This is a genomic window from Allokutzneria albata, from assembly GCF_900103775.1.
GTDB lineage: Bacteria > Actinomycetota > Actinomycetes > Mycobacteriales > Pseudonocardiaceae > Allokutzneria > Allokutzneria albata.
In genome coordinates, this window is record NZ_LT629701.1 from 6,309,304 (window position 1) to 6,326,261 (window position 16,958).

16 protein-coding genes are annotated in these 16,958 nt (G+C 70.9%); 6 read left to right on the forward strand and 10 right to left on the reverse strand.

Annotated features, from left to right (window positions below; genetic code table 11):
• Window positions 1-17: 17 nt before the first annotated feature.
• A complete protein-coding gene (locus tag BLT28_RS28690; protein WP_030427947.1) occupies window positions 18-515 on the reverse strand; it encodes a hypothetical protein in 498 nt (165 codons plus the stop codon).
• 265 nt (window positions 516-780) lie between these two features.
• On the opposite strand from BLT28_RS28690, the gene BLT28_RS28695 reads away from it, so the two are divergent.
• Entirely contained in the window at window positions 781-1,818 is a 1,038-nt protein-coding gene (locus tag BLT28_RS28695; protein WP_030427948.1) for a serine hydrolase, read from the forward strand.
• On the opposite strand, the gene BLT28_RS28700 is transcribed toward BLT28_RS28695, so the two are convergent.
• From BLT28_RS28700 to BLT28_RS28720, 5 genes are all read right to left on the reverse strand, one after another.
• Window positions 1,819-5,472 (reverse strand): glycosyltransferase, encoded by a 3,654-nt coding sequence (locus BLT28_RS28700; protein WP_030427949.1) that lies wholly within the window; start codon window positions 5,470-5,472, stop codon window positions 1,819-1,821.
• Entirely contained in the window at window positions 5,472-6,788 is a 1,317-nt protein-coding gene (locus BLT28_RS28705) for a hypothetical protein (RefSeq protein ID WP_030427950.1), read from the reverse strand. The genes BLT28_RS28700 and BLT28_RS28705 overlap by 1 nt, the downstream gene beginning before the upstream one ends.
• 76 nt (window positions 6,789-6,864) lie before the next feature.
• A complete protein-coding gene (locus tag BLT28_RS28710) occupies window positions 6,865-8,424 on the reverse strand; it encodes a hypothetical protein (protein ID WP_030427951.1) in 1,560 nt (519 codons plus the stop codon).
• Entirely contained in the window at window positions 8,421-9,290 is an 870-nt protein-coding gene (locus tag BLT28_RS28715) for a lysylphosphatidylglycerol synthase domain-containing protein (protein WP_052406982.1), read from the reverse strand. Before BLT28_RS28715 ends, BLT28_RS28710 begins: the two co-directional genes overlap by 4 nt.
• A 60-nt stretch (window positions 9,291-9,350) precedes the next feature.
• On the reverse strand, window positions 9,351-10,298 hold the full coding sequence (locus tag BLT28_RS28720) for a glycosyltransferase family 2 protein (protein ID WP_030427953.1): 948 nt from the start codon (window positions 10,296-10,298) through the stop codon (window positions 9,351-9,353).
• A 51-nt stretch (window positions 10,299-10,349) separates the two neighbouring features.
• Here BLT28_RS28720 and msrA point away from each other — a divergent pair, with 51 nt between their 5' ends.
• Both msrA and BLT28_RS28730 read left to right on the forward strand, forming a co-directional pair.
• Window positions 10,350-10,937: a peptide-methionine (S)-S-oxide reductase MsrA gene (msrA, locus tag BLT28_RS28725; protein ID WP_052406983.1), complete on the forward strand. Its 588-nt coding sequence runs from the start codon at window positions 10,350-10,352 to the stop codon at window positions 10,935-10,937.
• 63 nt (window positions 10,938-11,000) lie between these two features.
• Window positions 11,001-12,035, forward strand: a complete 1,035-nt coding sequence (locus BLT28_RS28730; protein ID WP_052406984.1) for a hypothetical protein — start codon at window positions 11,001-11,003, stop codon at window positions 12,033-12,035.
• 336 nt (window positions 12,036-12,371) lie between these two features.
• Here the strand turns inward: BLT28_RS28730 and BLT28_RS28740 are convergent, their stop codons facing one another.
• Window positions 12,372-12,830 carry a DUF6247 family protein gene (locus BLT28_RS28740; RefSeq protein ID WP_030427956.1) on the reverse strand — a complete coding sequence of 153 codons (459 nt, stop codon included), beginning with the start codon at window positions 12,828-12,830 and terminating at the stop codon, window positions 12,372-12,374.
• 118 nt (window positions 12,831-12,948) lie between these two features.
• Here BLT28_RS28740 and BLT28_RS28745 point away from each other — a divergent pair, with 118 nt between their 5' ends.
• Window positions 12,949-13,851, forward strand: coding sequence for a phosphotransferase (locus tag BLT28_RS28745; protein WP_030427957.1), 903 nt, complete (start codon window positions 12,949-12,951; stop codon window positions 13,849-13,851).
• Between the two features lies 1 nt (window position 13,852).
• Here the strand turns inward: BLT28_RS28745 and BLT28_RS28750 are convergent, their stop codons facing one another.
• Window positions 13,853-14,476 carry a LysE/ArgO family amino acid transporter gene (locus BLT28_RS28750; protein ID WP_030427958.1) on the reverse strand — a complete coding sequence of 208 codons (624 nt, stop codon included), beginning with the start codon at window positions 14,474-14,476 and terminating at the stop codon, window positions 13,853-13,855.
• 152 nt (window positions 14,477-14,628) lie between these two features.
• Window positions 14,629-15,237 carry a lytic polysaccharide monooxygenase auxiliary activity family 9 protein gene (locus tag BLT28_RS28755; protein ID WP_030427959.1) on the reverse strand — a complete coding sequence of 203 codons (609 nt, stop codon included), beginning with the start codon at window positions 15,235-15,237 and terminating at the stop codon, window positions 14,629-14,631.
• 161 nt (window positions 15,238-15,398) lie between these two features.
• Here BLT28_RS28755 and BLT28_RS28760 point away from each other — a divergent pair, with 161 nt between their 5' ends.
• Window positions 15,399-15,725, forward strand: coding sequence for a hypothetical protein (locus BLT28_RS28760; protein ID WP_030427960.1), 327 nt, complete (start codon window positions 15,399-15,401; stop codon window positions 15,723-15,725).
• On the opposite strand, the gene BLT28_RS28765 is transcribed toward BLT28_RS28760, so the two are convergent.
• A complete protein-coding gene (locus BLT28_RS28765; RefSeq protein ID WP_030427961.1) occupies window positions 15,722-16,501 on the reverse strand; it encodes an alpha/beta fold hydrolase in 780 nt (259 codons plus the stop codon). The two genes, BLT28_RS28760 and BLT28_RS28765, sit on opposite strands and share 4 nt — an antisense overlap.
• A 27-nt stretch (window positions 16,502-16,528) precedes the next feature.
• On the opposite strand from BLT28_RS28765, the gene BLT28_RS28770 reads away from it, so the two are divergent.
• Window positions 16,529-16,936, forward strand: a complete 408-nt coding sequence (locus BLT28_RS28770) for an NUDIX hydrolase (protein WP_030427962.1) — start codon at window positions 16,529-16,531, stop codon at window positions 16,934-16,936.
• Window positions 16,937-16,958 lie beyond the last annotated feature (22 nt).

A 16,958-nucleotide genomic window follows, 5' to 3' on the forward strand; every position in this document is an offset into this window, starting at 1 on the left:
GACCGGGAATTCAGAACTCAGCCGGTCGGGCCGATGACCGGGGAGATCGTCGGGGTCTCGGCGACACCCGCGGTGTAGGGCAGGCGGATCACGTCGGCGTTCGCCGAGGGCAGCGTGAAGGACACCTCGTCGGTGGGCGTGACCGGAGCGCCGTCCTTCGGGATGTCCACGATGAGCGTCGCGGTGTCGATGCCCCTGACGTCGATGACCTGCGCGCGGTCGGCGTCCTTGACCTTGGGCGTCACCGGGATCGGCTTGCCGTCCTTGTAGAAGGTCAGCTCGCCGGGAAGGCCCTTGAGCTGGCAGTGCACCCCGTCCTTGGCCTTGAACTCGACGACCAGCTGCCGGAAGAGCGGGTCCTGGCCCTGCTGACCGTCGCCCGCGGTCGCGGTCAGCTCGGACGCGGTGCACGGCGCGGGGGTCCCGGCGTTGGCGACACCGGTGGTGGCGACGGCGAGGCCACCGAAAGCGACAGCGGCTGCGGTGATTCCACGGACAACGGTGTTGCGGTTCATGCCGAATCTCTCCTCGTGGTGGCGGCGAATGTCTCCCTCTCGGTTCTACCCGGAATTCGTGCCGGTAGTGCCTTTGGGAGCCGATTTGATGAACTCTCGAAAAGAGCCCAACCACATGCCCGTTCCTGGCGTCCAAGGGTCCTCGTTTGGCAATTCCAGGATTCGGGCCAGGCCGAGGTGGTGGGCGAACCACCTGTGGAAATGGTAGATGTGTGCGTCGGCATGCTCCGTGTCGACGGAGTCGTCCAGGAAGGTAACTCCGCGAATGGCCACCATCCGCCGCCGCGCCGCCTTCGGGCTCGCCGCAGCCGCCGTGCTCGGCCCCACCGCCGCTTCGGCCTCGGCCGAACCCGCGGAAGCCGGTGAGACGCCTGAAGACGTGACTCCGTCGACAGCGGCCCGGGCCCGCGCCAGGATCGCCTCGGTCTACCGGAGGGAGACGCGCCGGGCGCGCGGCACCTGGTCGGCGTTCGTCAGCATCGTCGACCCGGACGGCCGGGTGATCCCCGCCGTCGACGACAACGCCGACGCGGTGGTCAACGCGCAGAGCGTCAACAAGATCGCCATCGCCGTCGCCGTGCTGGACAGGGTCGACCGCGGGCTGATCAAGCTGGACCAGAAGGTCGAGCTCACGCCGGAGATCATCATCAAGGACGGCGACGGGATCTTCCGGCTGCACAAGGTCTACGGCGACCAGATCACCGTCGCCGCCGCGCTCGCCGCCCTGCTGCTGGTCTCCGACGACACCGCCGTCCGGCTGTGCGGGCTGGTGTGCCCGGCGCTGGAGCTCAACAAGATCCTGCGCGCCAAGGGTTTCGTGCACACCCAGGTCATCCCGGTCGCCAACCCGAACCGGTTCTTCCTCGGCAAGACCACCGCGCGGGAGACGCACTCGCTGCTGGAGCGGCTCGTCGCCGGGAAGCTCGTGTCCGCCGACTCCACGGCGTTCATCCTGGACGTGCTGCGCTCCAAGGACGGCTACATCGACGGCATCCGCAGCAACATGTCCACCGCGGAGCGCGAGCGCGTCGCCACCAAGGCCGGATGGCTCAACTCCGATCGGCACGAGGCGGGCGTGATCTTCGACGGCGACGCCAAGCCGATGCTGACCTACGCGGTGTTCGCGGGCGGCGCGTTCACCGGGGACGCGGCGACCAACAACGCCAACTTCGGTGGCACCCACCCGGCGCTCGAAGCCCGTGCCCGCATGGGCCGCGCCATGCTCGACGCGGTCTCCAAGCTGCACAGCGGCTCCGCCCGCAGCTACCGCACGCGTGCCTACCGCCCGGTCGACGGCGGCTGATCAGTCCAACGGAGGCTCGGGGCGCGGCGGCAGGTCCAGCCGTCGCGCCACCTCCGCCCGGTGGCGGAGCGCCGCAGCGAGGAACAGGTTCTCCGCGCCCGCGGTCACCGCACGGGTGGACTCCGGCAGCCGGGTCAGCTCGTAGAGCGGCTTCACCCTGCGGTCGGCCATCGCCAGCTCCAGCAGCCGCTCGCGCACCTCGCCGGTGATGCGGCCGGAATCCCGCAGCAGCAACACCGTCGCGAACTGCGCGAGCCGGGTCAGCTCGTACTCCGCGACCGCGTCCAGCCGCGCGCGCTGCTCGTCGGTGAGCGGATCGCCCAGCCCCACGGCGGCCATCGCCAGCTTCGACAGCGGCGGCAGGCCCTCGTCGAGGTCGTCCTCGCGGTGACCGGTGATCGCGTCGCCGTGCTGGCGGTAGGAGTACAGCGGCCGGTCCACGAACGCGATCCGCCCGGTGCCGAGCGCCATCACGGCCATCCAGTGGTCGTGGAACACCGAGATCGTTCCGGGCGGGAACGGCAGCACCTGCTCCCGCACGAAGTCCCCGCGCGCCAGGCACGCGCCCCCGGTCACCGTGTTGAGCTGGGCGAGCGCGAGCAGGTCCTCGCACTGGTTGCGCCTGCGCTGCCAGAACGAGTCCGCGAGGTGCCTGCCGTCGTGGTCGACCAGACGCATGTCGGAGTACGCCAGCTGGACCTGGGGATCGGCCAGCTCAGCGAGCAGGGTCTCGATCTTGTCGGGGTCCCAGACGTCGTCTTGGTCGCTCAGCGCCACCGCGTCAGCGTCGGCGGGGACGAGCCGCAGCGCCCGCTCGAAGTTGCGGTAGAAGCCGACGTTGTCCTCGTTCTCCACGAACACGAAACGCGTGTCGCCGCCGACCAGCTCGCGGATGAGCTTGCGGGCGGGCTCCGGCGAGGCGTCGTCGCAGAGCACGCACACCCAGTTCCTGTGCGTCTGCGCGCGGATCGAGTCGAGCTGCTGCTCCAGGTACTCCCGGCTGGGCGAGTAGGTCGCCATGCAGATCGCGACCTTCGGGCCGGAGCCCGGCCAGCTCACGTCCAGTGGCTTCGCGCCGGTGCCGGGCAGCACGGTGAACTCGGGCAGCTGGCGCTCCAGGACCGTGCCGTCGACCAGCTCCACCCGCAGCGCGAGGTCGACGCGTTGCTCCGCCGGGACCGCGCGGACCGGGACGCGGACTCGCATGCCACTGCCGTCCGGAACGCGCAAACCCAAGGGGGACAAGGCCGCCACCACGTCGGGGCGCGGGTAGCCGAGGCTCACCGGGTGCTCGCGGCCCTGCGAGACCATCCACGCGGCGCGCAGCGGCAGGTCGGCGTGGAACACCCAGCCGGTGAACTCCACGACCTGCCCGAGGCCGACGTGCACGGGCTCGTCCGGTAGTTCCACGTGGAACCGGAGCGCCCCCTCGCGGGCCGCGCCGGAGCGGTGCCGGGCGACCGCACCGACCACCGCGGCCAGGCCCGGAGCGTGCTTGGCGACCTTGCGCAGCACCGCGTCCGGTTCCTCACCGGCTCGGCCCAGCACCAGGTCGCGGGCGCCGCGCAGGGCCCGAGCGGTCGGCCAGAAGCGCCGGTGCCCGAGCTTGACCAGCTTCGACGCTTCAAGGCGGTCCAGCCGGGCTCGCGTCTGGTTGAGCCGCGCGGCCATGCCGTCGAGCTCCGCCCGCAGCGCGGCCTCCGCCTGGCGAGCCTGCTGCGCCTCGGCCCGCGCGCGGGTCTCCTGCTGCGCGGAGGCGGCCAGCTCGCGCATGGCCATGCCCATCCTGCGGTCGAGCTTGGCCACCTCGGCCTTGGCGACTTCGAGGTTGTGCCGCAGCTGCTCGGCTTCCTCGGTCCGCACGGCGAGGGCCTCCTCGGCCCGCTGCGCCTCGACGCGGGTGGTGTGCAGCAGCTGCTCGAACTCGCCGCGCTCCGCCTCGATCGCGGCCAGGTGCTCGCCGATCTGGGTCTCCAGCCCGGCGGCCCGCTCGCGCAGCGCGGTCAACCCGCCGACGGCATCCCAGAGCGGCGGCAGGACCAGTGCCTCGGCCTCGCTGCGGATCGCGTCCGCGGTGGTGGCGGCTGCCTTGCCGGTCACCAGCTCCTGGAAGACCGACTCCGCCTCGACCAGCTCGTCCCAGCGGCTCTCCGCCGCCGCGCGCAGCCCGATCGGCTCGCAGAGCTGCAGCAACAGGCCGCGCAGGGTGATCGCGTCCTGCCAGGGGTGCGCGGCGCGGCTGGTGACCACCTCGCGGCAGAACTCCAGCAGCGCGCGCAGCTCGGCCAGTTCGGCGTCGACCCCGGAGCCCGCGAGCCACTCGCGGTCCACGCGCACGGTCGCCCCGTCCGGCAGCACCAGGATGTTGCCCGGGTGGATGTCCAGGTGATCGGGCGGCAGCACCGGCACACCCGGCCGCCCGGGGAGGAACGGGTGCAGCAGGTCGTCCTCGGCCGGCGGACGCGCGCCCGCGCGGCAGACCTCGCGCCACAACCGCAGCAGCCGTTCGAGTTCCTGCTGGTCACCGTTGTGCAGCGCGTCCAGCAGGTACGCGTCCAGCGGGCGCCCGGGGAGCAGTGGCTCCTGGGCGAGGACCTGGTGGCGGAGCCAGCCGTCAGCGGCTTCCCTCGCGCCACCAAGGGTCTCCAGCTGGAACTGCGGGGAGAGCACCCGCGAGCGCCGGTAGGCCGCGCGTCGCGAGTTGTTGACCATCCAGCCGATCTGGTCCTGAGTGTGCGCGCGGATCGCGTCCGCCGACCGCGCGGCGACGATCAGGAAGCACGGCGCGGTGCTCAGACCCAGGCCCTCGCCCACGAGAACCCGTTGCAGCGCACGGCCGGAGACCACCGCGTCGTTGCCGCCGAACGCGCCCTGCAGGGGATCGCGGACGAGCTTGTCGATCAGGACCGGAGCGTCCAGGCGGTTGAAGATCCGGCCGTCCAGCACGACCTTGGGAAGCTTGTAGTCGGGGTAGGGGACCAGCCAGCGCTGCGCGCTCAAGCCGTGCTCGGCGAGCATCGCGGCCAGCGTCTTGGCGCCCCAGGTGCGCGGGCTGCGCCTGCCGACGGGGTAGTCCGCCAGGCCGACCCACGGGGTGCTGTGGTGGTCCTCGTGCCGCCCGGCGAGGTAGCCCAGCCCCAGCTGGTTCTCGATCGCCAGCACCAGCACGCCGTCCTCGGCGAGCGCGCCGACCGCGCTGCGCAGGGTGTTCGCCGGGCCGTCCGGATCGCCCGCGGTGTGCTCCAGCAGGCCGCACAGCAGCACCAGGTCGAACGGGTCGCGCCCGGCAAGGCCCTGCTCGACCCGGCCGGTGACGATCTCCACGGTGGCCAGGTCGCGGCAGCGCACCCGCGCCGCCTCGGCCCGGCTCGGCACGCCCTCGACGCCGAGCACGTGGGCCCCGGCCTCGGCCAGTCCCCTGGCCAGCACACCGCTGCCGCACCCGAGGTCCGCGGCGCGCAGGCCCTCGCGCAGCCGCAGCGGGGCCAGCAATCCCTGGCGCTGCGGGGAGAAGTGGTAGTTCAGCTCCCACCCGACGGCCTGCGCGGCCAGCTCGTCGGAGCCGGAGGAGACGTCCCGGGCGGCGCGCAACGCCGACAGCACCGAGTCCTCGGCGCCGTCGGCGTAGCGAACCTCGTCGTCGCGCTCCGCCATTACGCCGGCGGGTACTGCTTGAGCTGGCGCTCGATCAGCGCCTTGAACGCGGTCTCCGCGGCAGCGGCGTCCGAGCCGAACGCCTCGACCCTGATGACCGACGAGCCCGCCTTGTAGTGCGCCCGGTAGGTGGCGCCGCCCGCGTCGGTCTTGACCCGCGCCTTGACCGCCTCGGGCGTTCCCGCGCCGGTGTAGGGCTGGAACCCGGCGTTCACGTACATCTTGTCGATCTCGTCGAGGACCTTCTGCACGGCGTCGGCGCCCGCCTTGAACTCCCAGAGGCCGAGCTTCACGCCCTTGTCGTCGGTGCCGTAGCCCAGCACCTCGGTGGCACCGGCCTCCTTGAGCACCTTGACCTCGTCCGGGGTGGGCACGTTCGCCGTCACCGCGGAGTCGATGCCGTGCGTCATGTTCGCCCGCAGCTCGCCGTCGAGGTCGACGAACTGGCCGCCCTTCGGCTTCGGCTTGGGCGGGGGAGTCGTCGTGGTGGGGGCGGGCGGCGGTGCGGAGGACGACGCGGCGGGCGGGGTATCGCCACCGCTGCCGCTGGTGAAGTACCAGATCGCCAGGCCGCCACCGGCCAGCAGCAGCACCACGGCCACGATCGCCACGATCTTGCCGACCTTGGAGCCGCTGTTGCTCTCGAACACCTCGGGGCCCTGCCGCGGCCAGGCCGACGTTGAGCCGAAGTCCGGCGGCAGGTCGTTGCTCGCCCACGGCGGGGTGGAGCCGTGCGGCTGCTGCTGCGGGTAGGGCTGGTGCTGCGGGTGGGCCGGCCACGGGCTGCCCGTCTGCTGCTGTCCGGGGAAGGGCTGCTGCTGCGGCTGGTAGAGCGGCTGACCGGCGCCGGGGACGACCTGGGTCCGGTCGGCGTCACCCGCGTTGTGCTGGGTGGAGACCACCTGCGTGCGGTCGGCGTTGTCCCCGACCGGCGCCACGACCTGGGTGGCGTCGCTGCTCGGGGCCACGACCTGGGTCGCGTCCGCTGGCGGCTCCTCGGCCTTGGGGGCCTGCTCCGCAGGGGCCTCGGGCGTTTCCTCCGCCTTGGGCTCGGCCTTGGGCTCGGGCTCGGGCGTGTCGTCCCTGACCGGCTGGATGATCTGCGTGGTCTCGGTCTCCGCCGGTGCGGAGTTCTCCCACCGGAACGGGGGAGGGAAGGGGCCGTCGCCGCTGCTCGGTTCCGGCTGCTTCGGCGTCGGACCCGCCGCCGAAGCCTGGGCGAGCAGGTGGTCCCGGCGCTGGCGGTACTGGTCGGCCGAGATGTTGCCGGCCGCCAGTTCGGCGTCAAGGCTGCGCAGCTCTTCCTGCCAGCTCACAGGCACCCCCTAGTGGTGTCGTCCCGTAGTTGGGCTAATTCTGCCGAAGGGGAACTGGGTCCCTCATCCGGCTCCGTCAGGCGCCCCGCACCGTGGGCAACCGGTACAGCACGCCACCCGAACCGACGACGACCGAGGCGCCCGCGATCCCCGGGATCGCCACCGCCCGCCAGCCGAGCCGGGCCTGTCTGGTCTGGAGCGCGCCCTGCACATCGGGGCGCGGCATGCCGACGGCGCCACCACCCTGCACGATTCCGGCGCCATCCACCACAAGAACACAGTCGACCGGCCTGCCGTCGACCATGGCCCAGCCAGAGATCTTGGCATCCCCGGTGACGGGCCCGGAATCGACCGCCCCCGTGCTGAGTTCGCGCAGCGCACCGACCTTGGCGCCCAGCCTGGTGCCGCAGCCGATGCCGAACGCGTCGTTGAAGGGGTAGCTGCGCATGCCCTTGAGGCGGCTCACCACGGCTGGAGTGGACCCGAGCTCCGTGATCGTCTTGTTGGCACCGACGTGCATGGCGACTTCAAGGACGCGCTGGTCGAAGTACAGGGCGCGCACTGCCGTCGCGAGATGGGTACCGAGCGCGTAGGTCGCCACGCACACCACGAGCGAGCAGGCGAGCACGGGCAGACCCGGCTTGTACACCGCGAGCAGCACGAGGACCGCGGCCGTTGCCAGCACCGGTGCCAGGGCGAACCGCCCGGCCAGCGCCACTTCCACACCGGAGCCGACGCGGGTGATCGCGATCATCACACCGATCAGCACGCCCCAGAGGCCGAGGCCGATCCACGCCGCGGTCTCGGCGTCCCGGCGCTTCAGCGCCACGGCGATCAGGCAGAACAGCAGCACTCCGATCACCGCGCCCGCCACGACCGCGAAGTCGGCGTGCTTGTACGCCCACTGCTGCCCGAGCGTCCCCGTGAGCACCGACAGGTAGTTCTCCGGGCCGAGCGGGTGCGGCGATTGCAACGAATCGGTCTCGAACGTCAGCGCCCACGCGCCGCCCGCGACCACCAGCACCACCAACGGCGCGACGATCTGCCACAGCGCGTCCCGGCGCAGCCACGCGATGAGCGCGATCACCGGCCACAGCGCGAACCCGGCTCCGAAGCACGCGCAGGCGACCGCGACGGCGATCATCGCTCGCACGGTCTGGCCGCGGTGCGCGTAGAGCAGCGCCAGGACCCCGGGCACGGCCATGAGCAGCCAGGTGGCTCCGGTGACCCCGACGCCGTACAGCTCCAGTTCGCGGGAACCGAAGAGCAGGAACGAGAACGCCGCCGTCAGCGCGAACCGGTTCGTCGTGGAGAGGTCCCTCGGCAGCATTCGGTGCAGCACAACGAGCACGACCAGCGACAACACCACGGTCAGCAGGCCGAGTGCGTGGTTGTTGCCGCCCAGGTACCGCGCCTCCGCCCAGAACACCAGGCGCGGGATGAAGGTCGGGTGCCCGTTGTGCTGCTTCAGCAGGCCTGCCGGGTCGAGGCTGCCATCGGGATGCGTCGCGCCCTCGACGAACCACCAGTAGTCGGCGAAGTTCAGCCGGGGTGAGCGCAGCACTTCGAAGATCGTCACCAGCACCGGCAGCACGGCGACCGCGGACAGCACGGCCGCGGCACGCTTGTCACTCACCCTCGGTTCCCCCTCGTGAATCCCACGGCCAGCGCGACGTCGGCGACCGTATGGCACAACCGCAACAGCAACGCCACCGAGGCGGCCGCGGGCCCACCGGCCAGCGGTGCCAGGGCCGCGACCAGCACCGCCTCCCTGGCGCCGAGCCCGGCAGGGGCGACGATCACCACCAGCCCGACCGCCCACGCCACCGCGAAGGCGCCCGTGCAGGTCACCGCCACGCCGAGCATGTCGTTCGCCGGGACCAACGGCGTTACCAGCACGAATGCGCTCAGCCCGTAGGCGGCCCACGCGGGCGCCATCCACGCCAGCGCCGCCCCCACGCTCGACCACGTCATCGGCAGCCGCTCCGGGGCACCGAGCCTGGCGGGCATGGCCGCGACGAGCCTCGTGAGGACCTCGGGGTGCAGCAGCGCCACCGCGGGCACCGCGATGAGCAGGCTCAGGTCCGCGTAGCCGGGCAGCAGAACCGCGCCGACAACCACACCGCTCACCAGGTGCACGGCCAGGAACCGCGCTCCGACGCCGAGCGTGACCGCCGCGGGGACCCCGTGGCGTGCGGCGAAGCGGACCTGGGCGACGTAGGGCCACACCAGCCCCGGCAGGTACTTGCCGACCTGTGCGGGGAAGAACACCCGACATGTGTCCACAATGGACAGACGGTGTCCGAACGAGCCCAGCCCGGCCGCCCACATCCGCGAGGTGGCGAGCAACCCGAGCGCGGCGAGCAGCGTCGCGACCACCGCACGCACCCAACCGATCCGTTCGAAGCCCGCGAGGACCTCGGGAACGCGGTCGCGAAAGCCGATGGCGGCGGCGACCACGGCCAGCACCACGAACAGGATCTGCGGCAGGGCTTTGCGCATCAGCGCGGCGCTCCGGCCGCCACCCGCCGCAGAACGTCCTTTGTGGACACATCGGCCACGCTAGCGGTCCGGCCCAGGGGTGGTGCGATCGACGACATACCGCTCCACTTCCTCGCTCTGCAGCGTTCGCGCCAGCACCAGCTCGGCGATCAGCCCGAGCCCGACCAGCTGAACGGCCAGGATCTCCAGCAACACGCCGAGGGTGAGCAGCGGACGGGTCCCGATCGACTGGTCGGTGAAGACCCAGACCCCGGTCAGGTACAGCAGGATCATGGTCCCCACCAGCCCGGACAGCGCGCCCAGCCCACCGAAGAGGTGGCCCGGCCTGCGCCCGTACCTGGTCAGCGCCACCACGGTGAGCAGATCGAGGGCACCGCGCAGGTAGCGCTCGAAGCCGTACTTGGACCGGCCGTGCTCGCGCGCCCGGTGGTGCACGGGTTCCTCACCGACCCGGAACCCCATCGCGTGCGCGAGCGCGGGCACGTACCGGTGCAGCTCGCCGTGGATGGGGATCGTGGTGAACACCTCACGGCGCCCGGCCTTCAGCCCGCAGTTGTGGTCCCGCAGCCGGAGCCCGGTCACCCAGCCCGTGACCGCGTTGAAGAACTTGGACGGCAGCCGCTTCGACAACGGGTCCTTGCGGTCCTTCTTGTGCCCGCTGACCAGGTCCGTTCCGTCATCGAGGCGGGCGAGGAGCCGCGGCACCTCCGCCGGGTCGTCCTGGAGGTCCGCGTCCATCGTCACCAGCAGATCGCCCCTGGCTTCCCGGATCGCCACCGCGAGCGCCGCCGCCTTGCCCATGTTGCAGCGCAGGCGCGTCGCGCGGACCCGGTCATCCGCCGCGGCCAGGTCCGACATGACCTGCCAGCTCTTGTCCGTGCTGCCGTCGTCGACGAACACGACCTCCCAGTCGAACCGGGGGTCGAGGCTCTCGTGCAGCTGGCGGACGAGTTCGGTGATGGTGTCCTGTTCATCCTTGGCGGGGACGAGGACGGACAGGGTCGGCACGCGGAGGATTCTGCACGTTAACCCCGCTCCCGGCGCGCGTACCCTGGAAGGGTGACCGCGACCCATGCCGTCTTCACCGACCGGACCATCCAGCCGCCGTTCCCCGAAGGACTGCACACGGCCGTCTTCGGCATGGGCTGCTTCTGGGGCGCCGAGCGGCTGTTCTGGCAGACCCCCGGCGTCTGGTCCACCGCCGTCGGCTACGCGGGTGGCCGCACCGACTCGCCGACCTACGAGCAGGTGTGCGCCGGCATCACCGGCCACGCCGAGGTCGTGCTCGTCGTGTTCGACCCCGCCAAGGTCTCCTACGAGACGCTGCTCCGCGTCTTCTGGGAGGGCCACGACCCCACCCAGGGCATGCGCCAGGGCAACGACATCGGCACCCAGTACCGCTCCGCCGTCTACTACACCTCCGACGCGCAGCGCGCCCTCGTCGAGGCCAGCCGCGAGGAGTACCAGAAGTCGCTGAGCGCGGCGGGCTACGGCCAGATCACCACCGAGATCGCCCCGCTGCGCGAGTTCCACTACGCGGAGGACTACCACCAGCAGTACCTCTCCGAGGCGAAGAACCCGAACGGCTACTGCGGCCTCGGCGGCACCGGCGTCTCCTGCCCGGTCGGCCTCGGCGTCAGCGAGTAGCCCGCTTCGCGTTTCCCCGGAAGTGAGTTGGCGGTCCGACCCCCGCGCGTGAGAATCGTTCGCATGGCCAAGGTCGACTTCTTCGCTGACATCGTCGAGACGCGCACGGTGCTCGGTGTCGACGAGAACCTGGGCCCGGATCTCGCCTCCGAGGTGCTCGGTTCGAAGTGCGGCGAGAACGCCTTCGACCCCAACTTCTGGCGCGACTACGGCTTTCTGGAGATCTTCTGGACCAAGCGCCCGCACGGCCGTGGCTACGCGGGCCACCACTTCACGTTCCAGGCGCACCGCCTCGGCGCTCTCCCGGCTCGTTTCGTCAGCAAGGCCATCCGTGCGCGCCACGGGCTGACGCCGTTCAAACGGCCGCTGTTCTTCACCGATCTCAAGGCCGAACTCGGTCGCCGCGGCATCGCGCTCGTTCCTGTCGGCGAGCTGGAGTTCGACCACCAGACCTACGTGCAGCCCGAGTCAGGCGTGGAAGTCATGGTCCTGATCGCCGACGACGGCCTCAACGTGGCCGACAGCGTCGAGAAGATCATCTCGCCGTCCTGGTACCACTCCGCCGAGCGGCATCGGGGCAACGCGAAGTACGACCGGGAATCGGTCATGCGATCGCTGGAGGCGCTGTTGCCGCTCTCCGACGACGACCGGGCCGGCCGAATCACCGACGATCCGGATTGGTGGATGGCCCACTGCTTTGCCGCGGGCATGCAGGCATTCCACGCGGACGATGTGCCGGATCGACGGGAATGGGCCCAGCTCGCCTTGTGGACGTGGGATCACGGTGTGCGTACCGGCTCCGTCGATCCCGCGCTCGCCACCATCGAGAAAGCCGACGCGGTGTACCTCCTCGACGACTGCAGGCCCGAGCGCTACGAGGAACTACGCGACCTTCTGCCCTCCGCTGACGCTCTTGTCACGGATTGCCTGAACGCGCTTCCGCGCAGCTACACCGCCAAGCTGACCCGCCGGAACAAGAACCTCATCGACGCGGCCTCCAACCTCCGCCACGCCGTCACCGACCCGGCGCTCCTGCGCGAACTCGACCGGCGCGTCGCTTGGCGCCACCGCCGCGCCCGTCTGCAGCTCACTCAGTGATCCCGGGTCCTGCGACAACCAGCCACACGACCCGGGTGTCCGGATCCGGGCAGTACCAGATCCGACCACCCGACGTGACCTCGTACTGCCATTGCTCCAACGCCCGGCCCCGGATCTCGTGACATTTCAGCGCGCCCTTCAGCCGTTGCTGTCGCGCCCTGTTCTCCGGGGTCATCGGTCGCTCTGTGAGGACGACCCACGCCTCCCACGTGTTCGAGCGCGCGCTGCGGCACAGCTCCTCCCAGCCCTTTGCCGCCTCGGACGTCGCGAATCTGACCTCCCAGCCGCCCGGACGCCCTGGTGGTGCCGCCCGGTCCCCCTTGCGCGGTGGCACGTTCAGGACTCCATGGGGTCGTGAACCGGGCCGAAGTCGTCGTTCAGCGGCTCGGAGAGCTGCCTCACGAGATCCGGATCGGTGTGGATCACAGCGGTGGTCCGCCACTCGTGCAGCGTCTCCGTGAGCAGCGACCACCGCCCCATCTCCGCACAGGCTCGGAACGCGCGGACGAAGTCCTCGACGAACTCCCGGCGATCAGCCTGCGGCAACACCGAGATCCAGGGGAACTCCTCCAGGAGCGCATCGGCAAGAGCGTCCGGCGGGACGCGCCCGAGCAGCCCGCGCAGAGCACGAGATGCGATGACAGCGCCCTCGCTGGCGCTTCCCACGCGGTCTTCGCGGGTCAGCAGCAGTGCAGCCCCATCCCGGCGCCGCACCCGCACGTCGCCCTCGTCGGCGAGTGCGGCGACGCTCTTGGGATCTCTCTGCAACTCGCTCCACTGCACCTCGGTTCCCACGCCGTCAATTCTGAACTTTTTCAGAAAACTGCGCAACTCCTGCGGTCTCCTCGGCCGGTAGGGCGGGCCAGGCAAATCCGGTTGCGGGTGGGTACCGGGGCCGCTGAGGATTCGCCGGGTGACCGAGTTCGCGGCCGTTGCCGATGTCGCCGGGGTGTTCGAGCACTTCGGAGCGCGAGCGATCGGGACCCATTCCTGCTACCAGTGGTCGCTGGTCTTCCGCGCCGAGCGCGACGGCGCGGCGGTGGTGCTCAAGCGCACGGCGGACCGGATCGCCGAGTGGTGCCATCGCCTCGACGCGCAAGGCATTCCGGTGGTGGTGCCGGTGGACGTGGCCGAGGTGGACGGCAAGCGGTGGGTGGTCTACCCGTGGATCGACGGGCGCCGGTACGACGGAAGTCTTGCCGACGTCACCGCGGCGGGGGACCTGCTCGGGCGCATCCACGCGGTGGGCGGGACGGAGCTCAAGCCGTTCACGTGGCCGGTCTACGAGCCGGGTGAGCCCGCGAAGGACCTGCCGGAACTGCGCGAGAAGTTCGGGGAGCACGCGCCGGAGCACCTGGACGCGATCATGGACCGGCTCGTGCCGCTGGGGGAGCGCTTCGAGCGGACGACGTTGCCCGCGATCAGGGACGCCGGGCTGCCGGTGGTCGACGCGACGGTGGACTACAAGGCCAACAACCTCGTCTTCACCGATGAGGGGCCGGTGCTCATCGACCCGGACAACGGTGAGTGCCTGCCGCGCGTGCTGGACCTCGCCTTGGCCGCACTGATGTTCCACATGGAGGACATCCCTGGCAGGCCGTTCACCGGCGAGGAGTGGATCGCCTTCCGCGACGCCTACCTGGCGCACGTGGAGCTGTCCGAGGCCGAGGTGGCGGCGTGGCCGGACGCGGTCGACTACATGCTGTGGGAGTTCGGGACCTGGGCGATGGCCGACAGTTCCGAGTGGCACGTCCCGCGCCAGCGCTCGTTCCTGATCGGCCTCGCCCAGGTCCGGGCGGATGATCTCCCTGTCTGAGTCAGCCGGAGAGCAGCAGGTCCACGGCGAGCCCCGCGATCACCGCGCTGGACACCAGTGCGGTGACCAGGCGGCCGCGCCGACCGGTGAGCAGGCGGCCGAGCACCGACCCGCCACCGGCGAGGACCAGCTGCCAGCTGGCGGACGCGGCGAACGCCGCCAGCACGAACACCATGTCTCCCAACGCTCCTAGGCCCGCCGCACCTTGACGGCCGAGCACCAGTGCGCCGAAGTAGACGATCGTCAGCGGGTTGAGCAGCGTGAGCCCGAGGAAGCCGAAGAACGCCCGCGCGGGTGTCGTCGTCCAGGTGCCCACCTGGTCCGGTGGTGCTCGGTGATGACGCAGCGCCACCACCGCCGTGCGCACCGCGAGTCCAATGAGGACAGTCACGGCCAGCCAGCGGAGCGGGACGGCGATGGGATGGACGACCCCGGCGAGCGCGGCCCCGCCCAACACCGCCACCAGAGCGAACAGGCCATCGGCCGCGGCAACGCCCAGTGCTGCCGCCGCTCCGACGCGGAACGAGGTCCGGGCGCTCAGACTCATGATCAAGGCCGCGATGGCGCCCACCGGGACGGCGATGCCGTACCCGGCGAGCAAGCCCGCGACCAGGACCTCGGTCACGACCTTCGCGGATGGTCGTGACCGAGGCCCGCGAACGCCTGCTGTCGCCGCACACCTTCCGCCGGAGCGGAGGTCTGCACGCGAGGCATACGGGTTTCAGTCACGTCGCGCAGTCTGCGACACGACCGCGACCCCGGCCAAGCGAATTATCGTCAGCCGAAATTGACGTCGGCGCAGGAGTAGAAGGCATTCGCCGTGTCGTGCACGTCCCACACCGCGTAGATCAAATGCTTGCCGGTCTTGCCGGACGGCAGTTTCGCGGTGTGCGAGTACGTCGTCGGCGGCTGCTTTCCGCCGTAGTCGACGGTCGCGAACGGGGTCAGTTCGAGCTGGTCCCGCGTCAGCGGCTGCGACGGGTTGTAGCCGTTCTTGGTGATGTAGTAGTGGAACTTGGTGGTGCGGTGCGGGGCGGTGAACGTCCAGGTGAACTGGTAGTTCGAGCCGCTGGCCAGCGTCGGGGCGGGCCAGCTCCCGCCGCGCGGGTCGTCGAGCTGCTTGAAGCCCGCGTTGCCCGCGCTGCACAGGCTCCCGTTCGCGGGACCCGCGCTCGGGAAGCCCTTCGGGCCTTCGACGCTCTGCGGTTCCCACTGGATCGGGCCGCAGTTCTGCACCACGCCGAGCTTGCAGTTGTAACTGCGGCTCGCCGGGCTCTGGGTGTATCCGTGTGCATTTGCCGTGCCTGCGGTGACCAGGCTGAGTGAGACTGGAATAAGGCCGAACAGGGCGACCCCGACTGCCCGCTTGAAGCGTTTGCTGAGCATTTCTGCCCCTCTCCGGCGGCGGAGCAATTCGATGGTTACATTCGGCCGGACGGGGCGGACAGCGCCGGGCGGGGGAACCTGACCCGCCGTTCGGGGCCCACTTTGGTCTAGACCTCGAGGCTGGCTGGCCCAGTCCGATCGGACCCGGAGAACGGAGCGAGATGGCCCTGCCCGCCGACGTCGAGCGCGTGCTGCGGTCGCTGCTGCCCGGTTCCCGGCCCTGGCACGGGGAACTGCTCGCGCAGCTGCCGTTCACCACGGCCGAGGCCGGGTGCGCCTGCGGCTGTCCCACCGTCGACCTGACCGTCGACGGGGACGCCGTGGCGCCCGCGACGTCGGCGCCCGACGGCATGATCGCGTCCGCCTCCGGGGCGTCCGGCGGCGTGCTTCTGTTCGTGGGCAACGGATACCTGTCGCTGCTGGAGGCGTACTTCTACGAGGACCCGGTCCCGGAGTGGCCGGAGCCGGGCACCCTCACGCTCGACTAGATCTCGCCGAGGAAGTAGCTCAGCGCCGCGTTGACCTGGTCCGGGCACGTCAGCGGGGTGGCGTGCGAACCGCCCTCGACGGGCACGACGCCGACGCAGTACCGCAGCGCCTCGCTCAGCTCCTCGGCCTCCTGAGCGCCGAACAACGGATCAGCGGTGCCGTACATGACCACTGCGGGACAACGGATCTGGCGCAGCCGCTCGCTGAAGTCCTCACGTTCCAACAGGCACGTCGCGGGCTCGGCGACCAGCTCCCGGTCGCGCTCGCGCCACTTCGCGATCCACCGCGCGTTCTCCTCCGGGTCGTTGATGGTCAGCGCGGCGAAGACGGTGGTCAGCTCGTCGATCGGCCCCTCGGCGAGCCACCTGCCGAACATCTGGCCGTAGAACTCCTGCGCCCGTGGGGATTCCTCCCCGAGCAGGGTGCTGATCAGCGCGAGCGCGACGATCCGGTCCGGGGCGAGCAGTGCGGCGCGCACGGACGCCTGCCCGCCTTCGGCCGCGCCGACCAGCGCCGCCTGCTCGATCTCGAGGTGGTCGAGCAGGCCGAGGACGTCCCGCGCCTGGTCCCAGTAGGTGAAGGGACGCCGGTCGGATTCGGTGAGCCCGTGCCCGCGCGCGTCCCACGTGATCACCCGGTACTCACGAGCCAGCTCCTGCTGCGCGGCGAACATCTCGTGGTCCATGAGGATTCCGTGCGAGAACACCAGCGCGAGGCCCTCGCCGCCGCTGTCCTGGTAGTGCACCCGCTGCCCGTTGATCTCCGCGAAAGGCATGCCGCGCAGCCTGGCACAGTGGTCGGCGTGCGACTCATCGACCGGGTGGCCTGGCTCAACGTCCGAGCCGGGAAGGTGCTGGGCGCGCGCTCGACCGGCAACGACGTGTTCTACCTCCCGGGCGGCAAGCGCGAGCCCGGGGAGTCCGATGTGGACACTCTGCGGCGCGAGGTGCGCGAGGAGCTGGGGATCACGGTGCTGGCCGAGGGCGCGGAGTGCTTCGGGGTCTTCGAGGCGCAGGCGCACGGCTTCCCGCCCGGAGTGCTGGTGCGGACCGCCTGCTACACCGCCGCGTTCACGGGGGAGCCGTCCCCGTGCGGGGAGATCGCGGAGCTCAGCTGGATCGGCCCCGCGCAGCGCGACCAGCTCTCCGCCGCCGACGGGCAGATCCTGGACCGGATGCTCGCGGAAGGGCTCGTGTGGTCCAGACCTTGACAGGCTTCGGTGTGGTCTAGTC

Bases quoted from the DNA above. Each gene is read 5' to 3' on its own strand.
- BLT28_RS28690 (WP_030427947.1), bottom strand. From the start codon at position 515: ATGAACCGCAACACCGTTGTCCGTGGAATCACCGCAGCCGCTGTCGCT.
- BLT28_RS28695 (WP_030427948.1), top strand. From the start codon at position 781: ATGGCCACCATCCGCCGCCGCGCCGCCTTCGGGCTCGCCGCAGCCGCC.
- BLT28_RS28700 (WP_030427949.1), bottom strand. From the start codon at position 5,472: ATGGCGGAGCGCGACGACGAGGTTCGCTACGCCGACGGCGCCGAGGAC.
- BLT28_RS28715 (WP_052406982.1), bottom strand. From the start codon at position 9,290: ATGCGCAAAGCCCTGCCGCAGATCCTGTTCGTGGTGCTGGCCGTGGTC.
- BLT28_RS28730 (WP_052406984.1), top strand. From the start codon at position 11,001: ATGGCCAAGGTCGACTTCTTCGCTGACATCGTCGAGACGCGCACGGTG.
- BLT28_RS28755 (WP_030427959.1), bottom strand. From the start codon at position 15,237: ATGCTCAGCAAACGCTTCAAGCGGGCAGTCGGGGTCGCCCTGTTCGGC.
- BLT28_RS28760 (WP_030427960.1), top strand. From the start codon at position 15,399: ATGGCCCTGCCCGCCGACGTCGAGCGCGTGCTGCGGTCGCTGCTGCCC.
- BLT28_RS28765 (WP_030427961.1), bottom strand. From the start codon at position 16,501: ATGCCTTTCGCGGAGATCAACGGGCAGCGGGTGCACTACCAGGACAGC.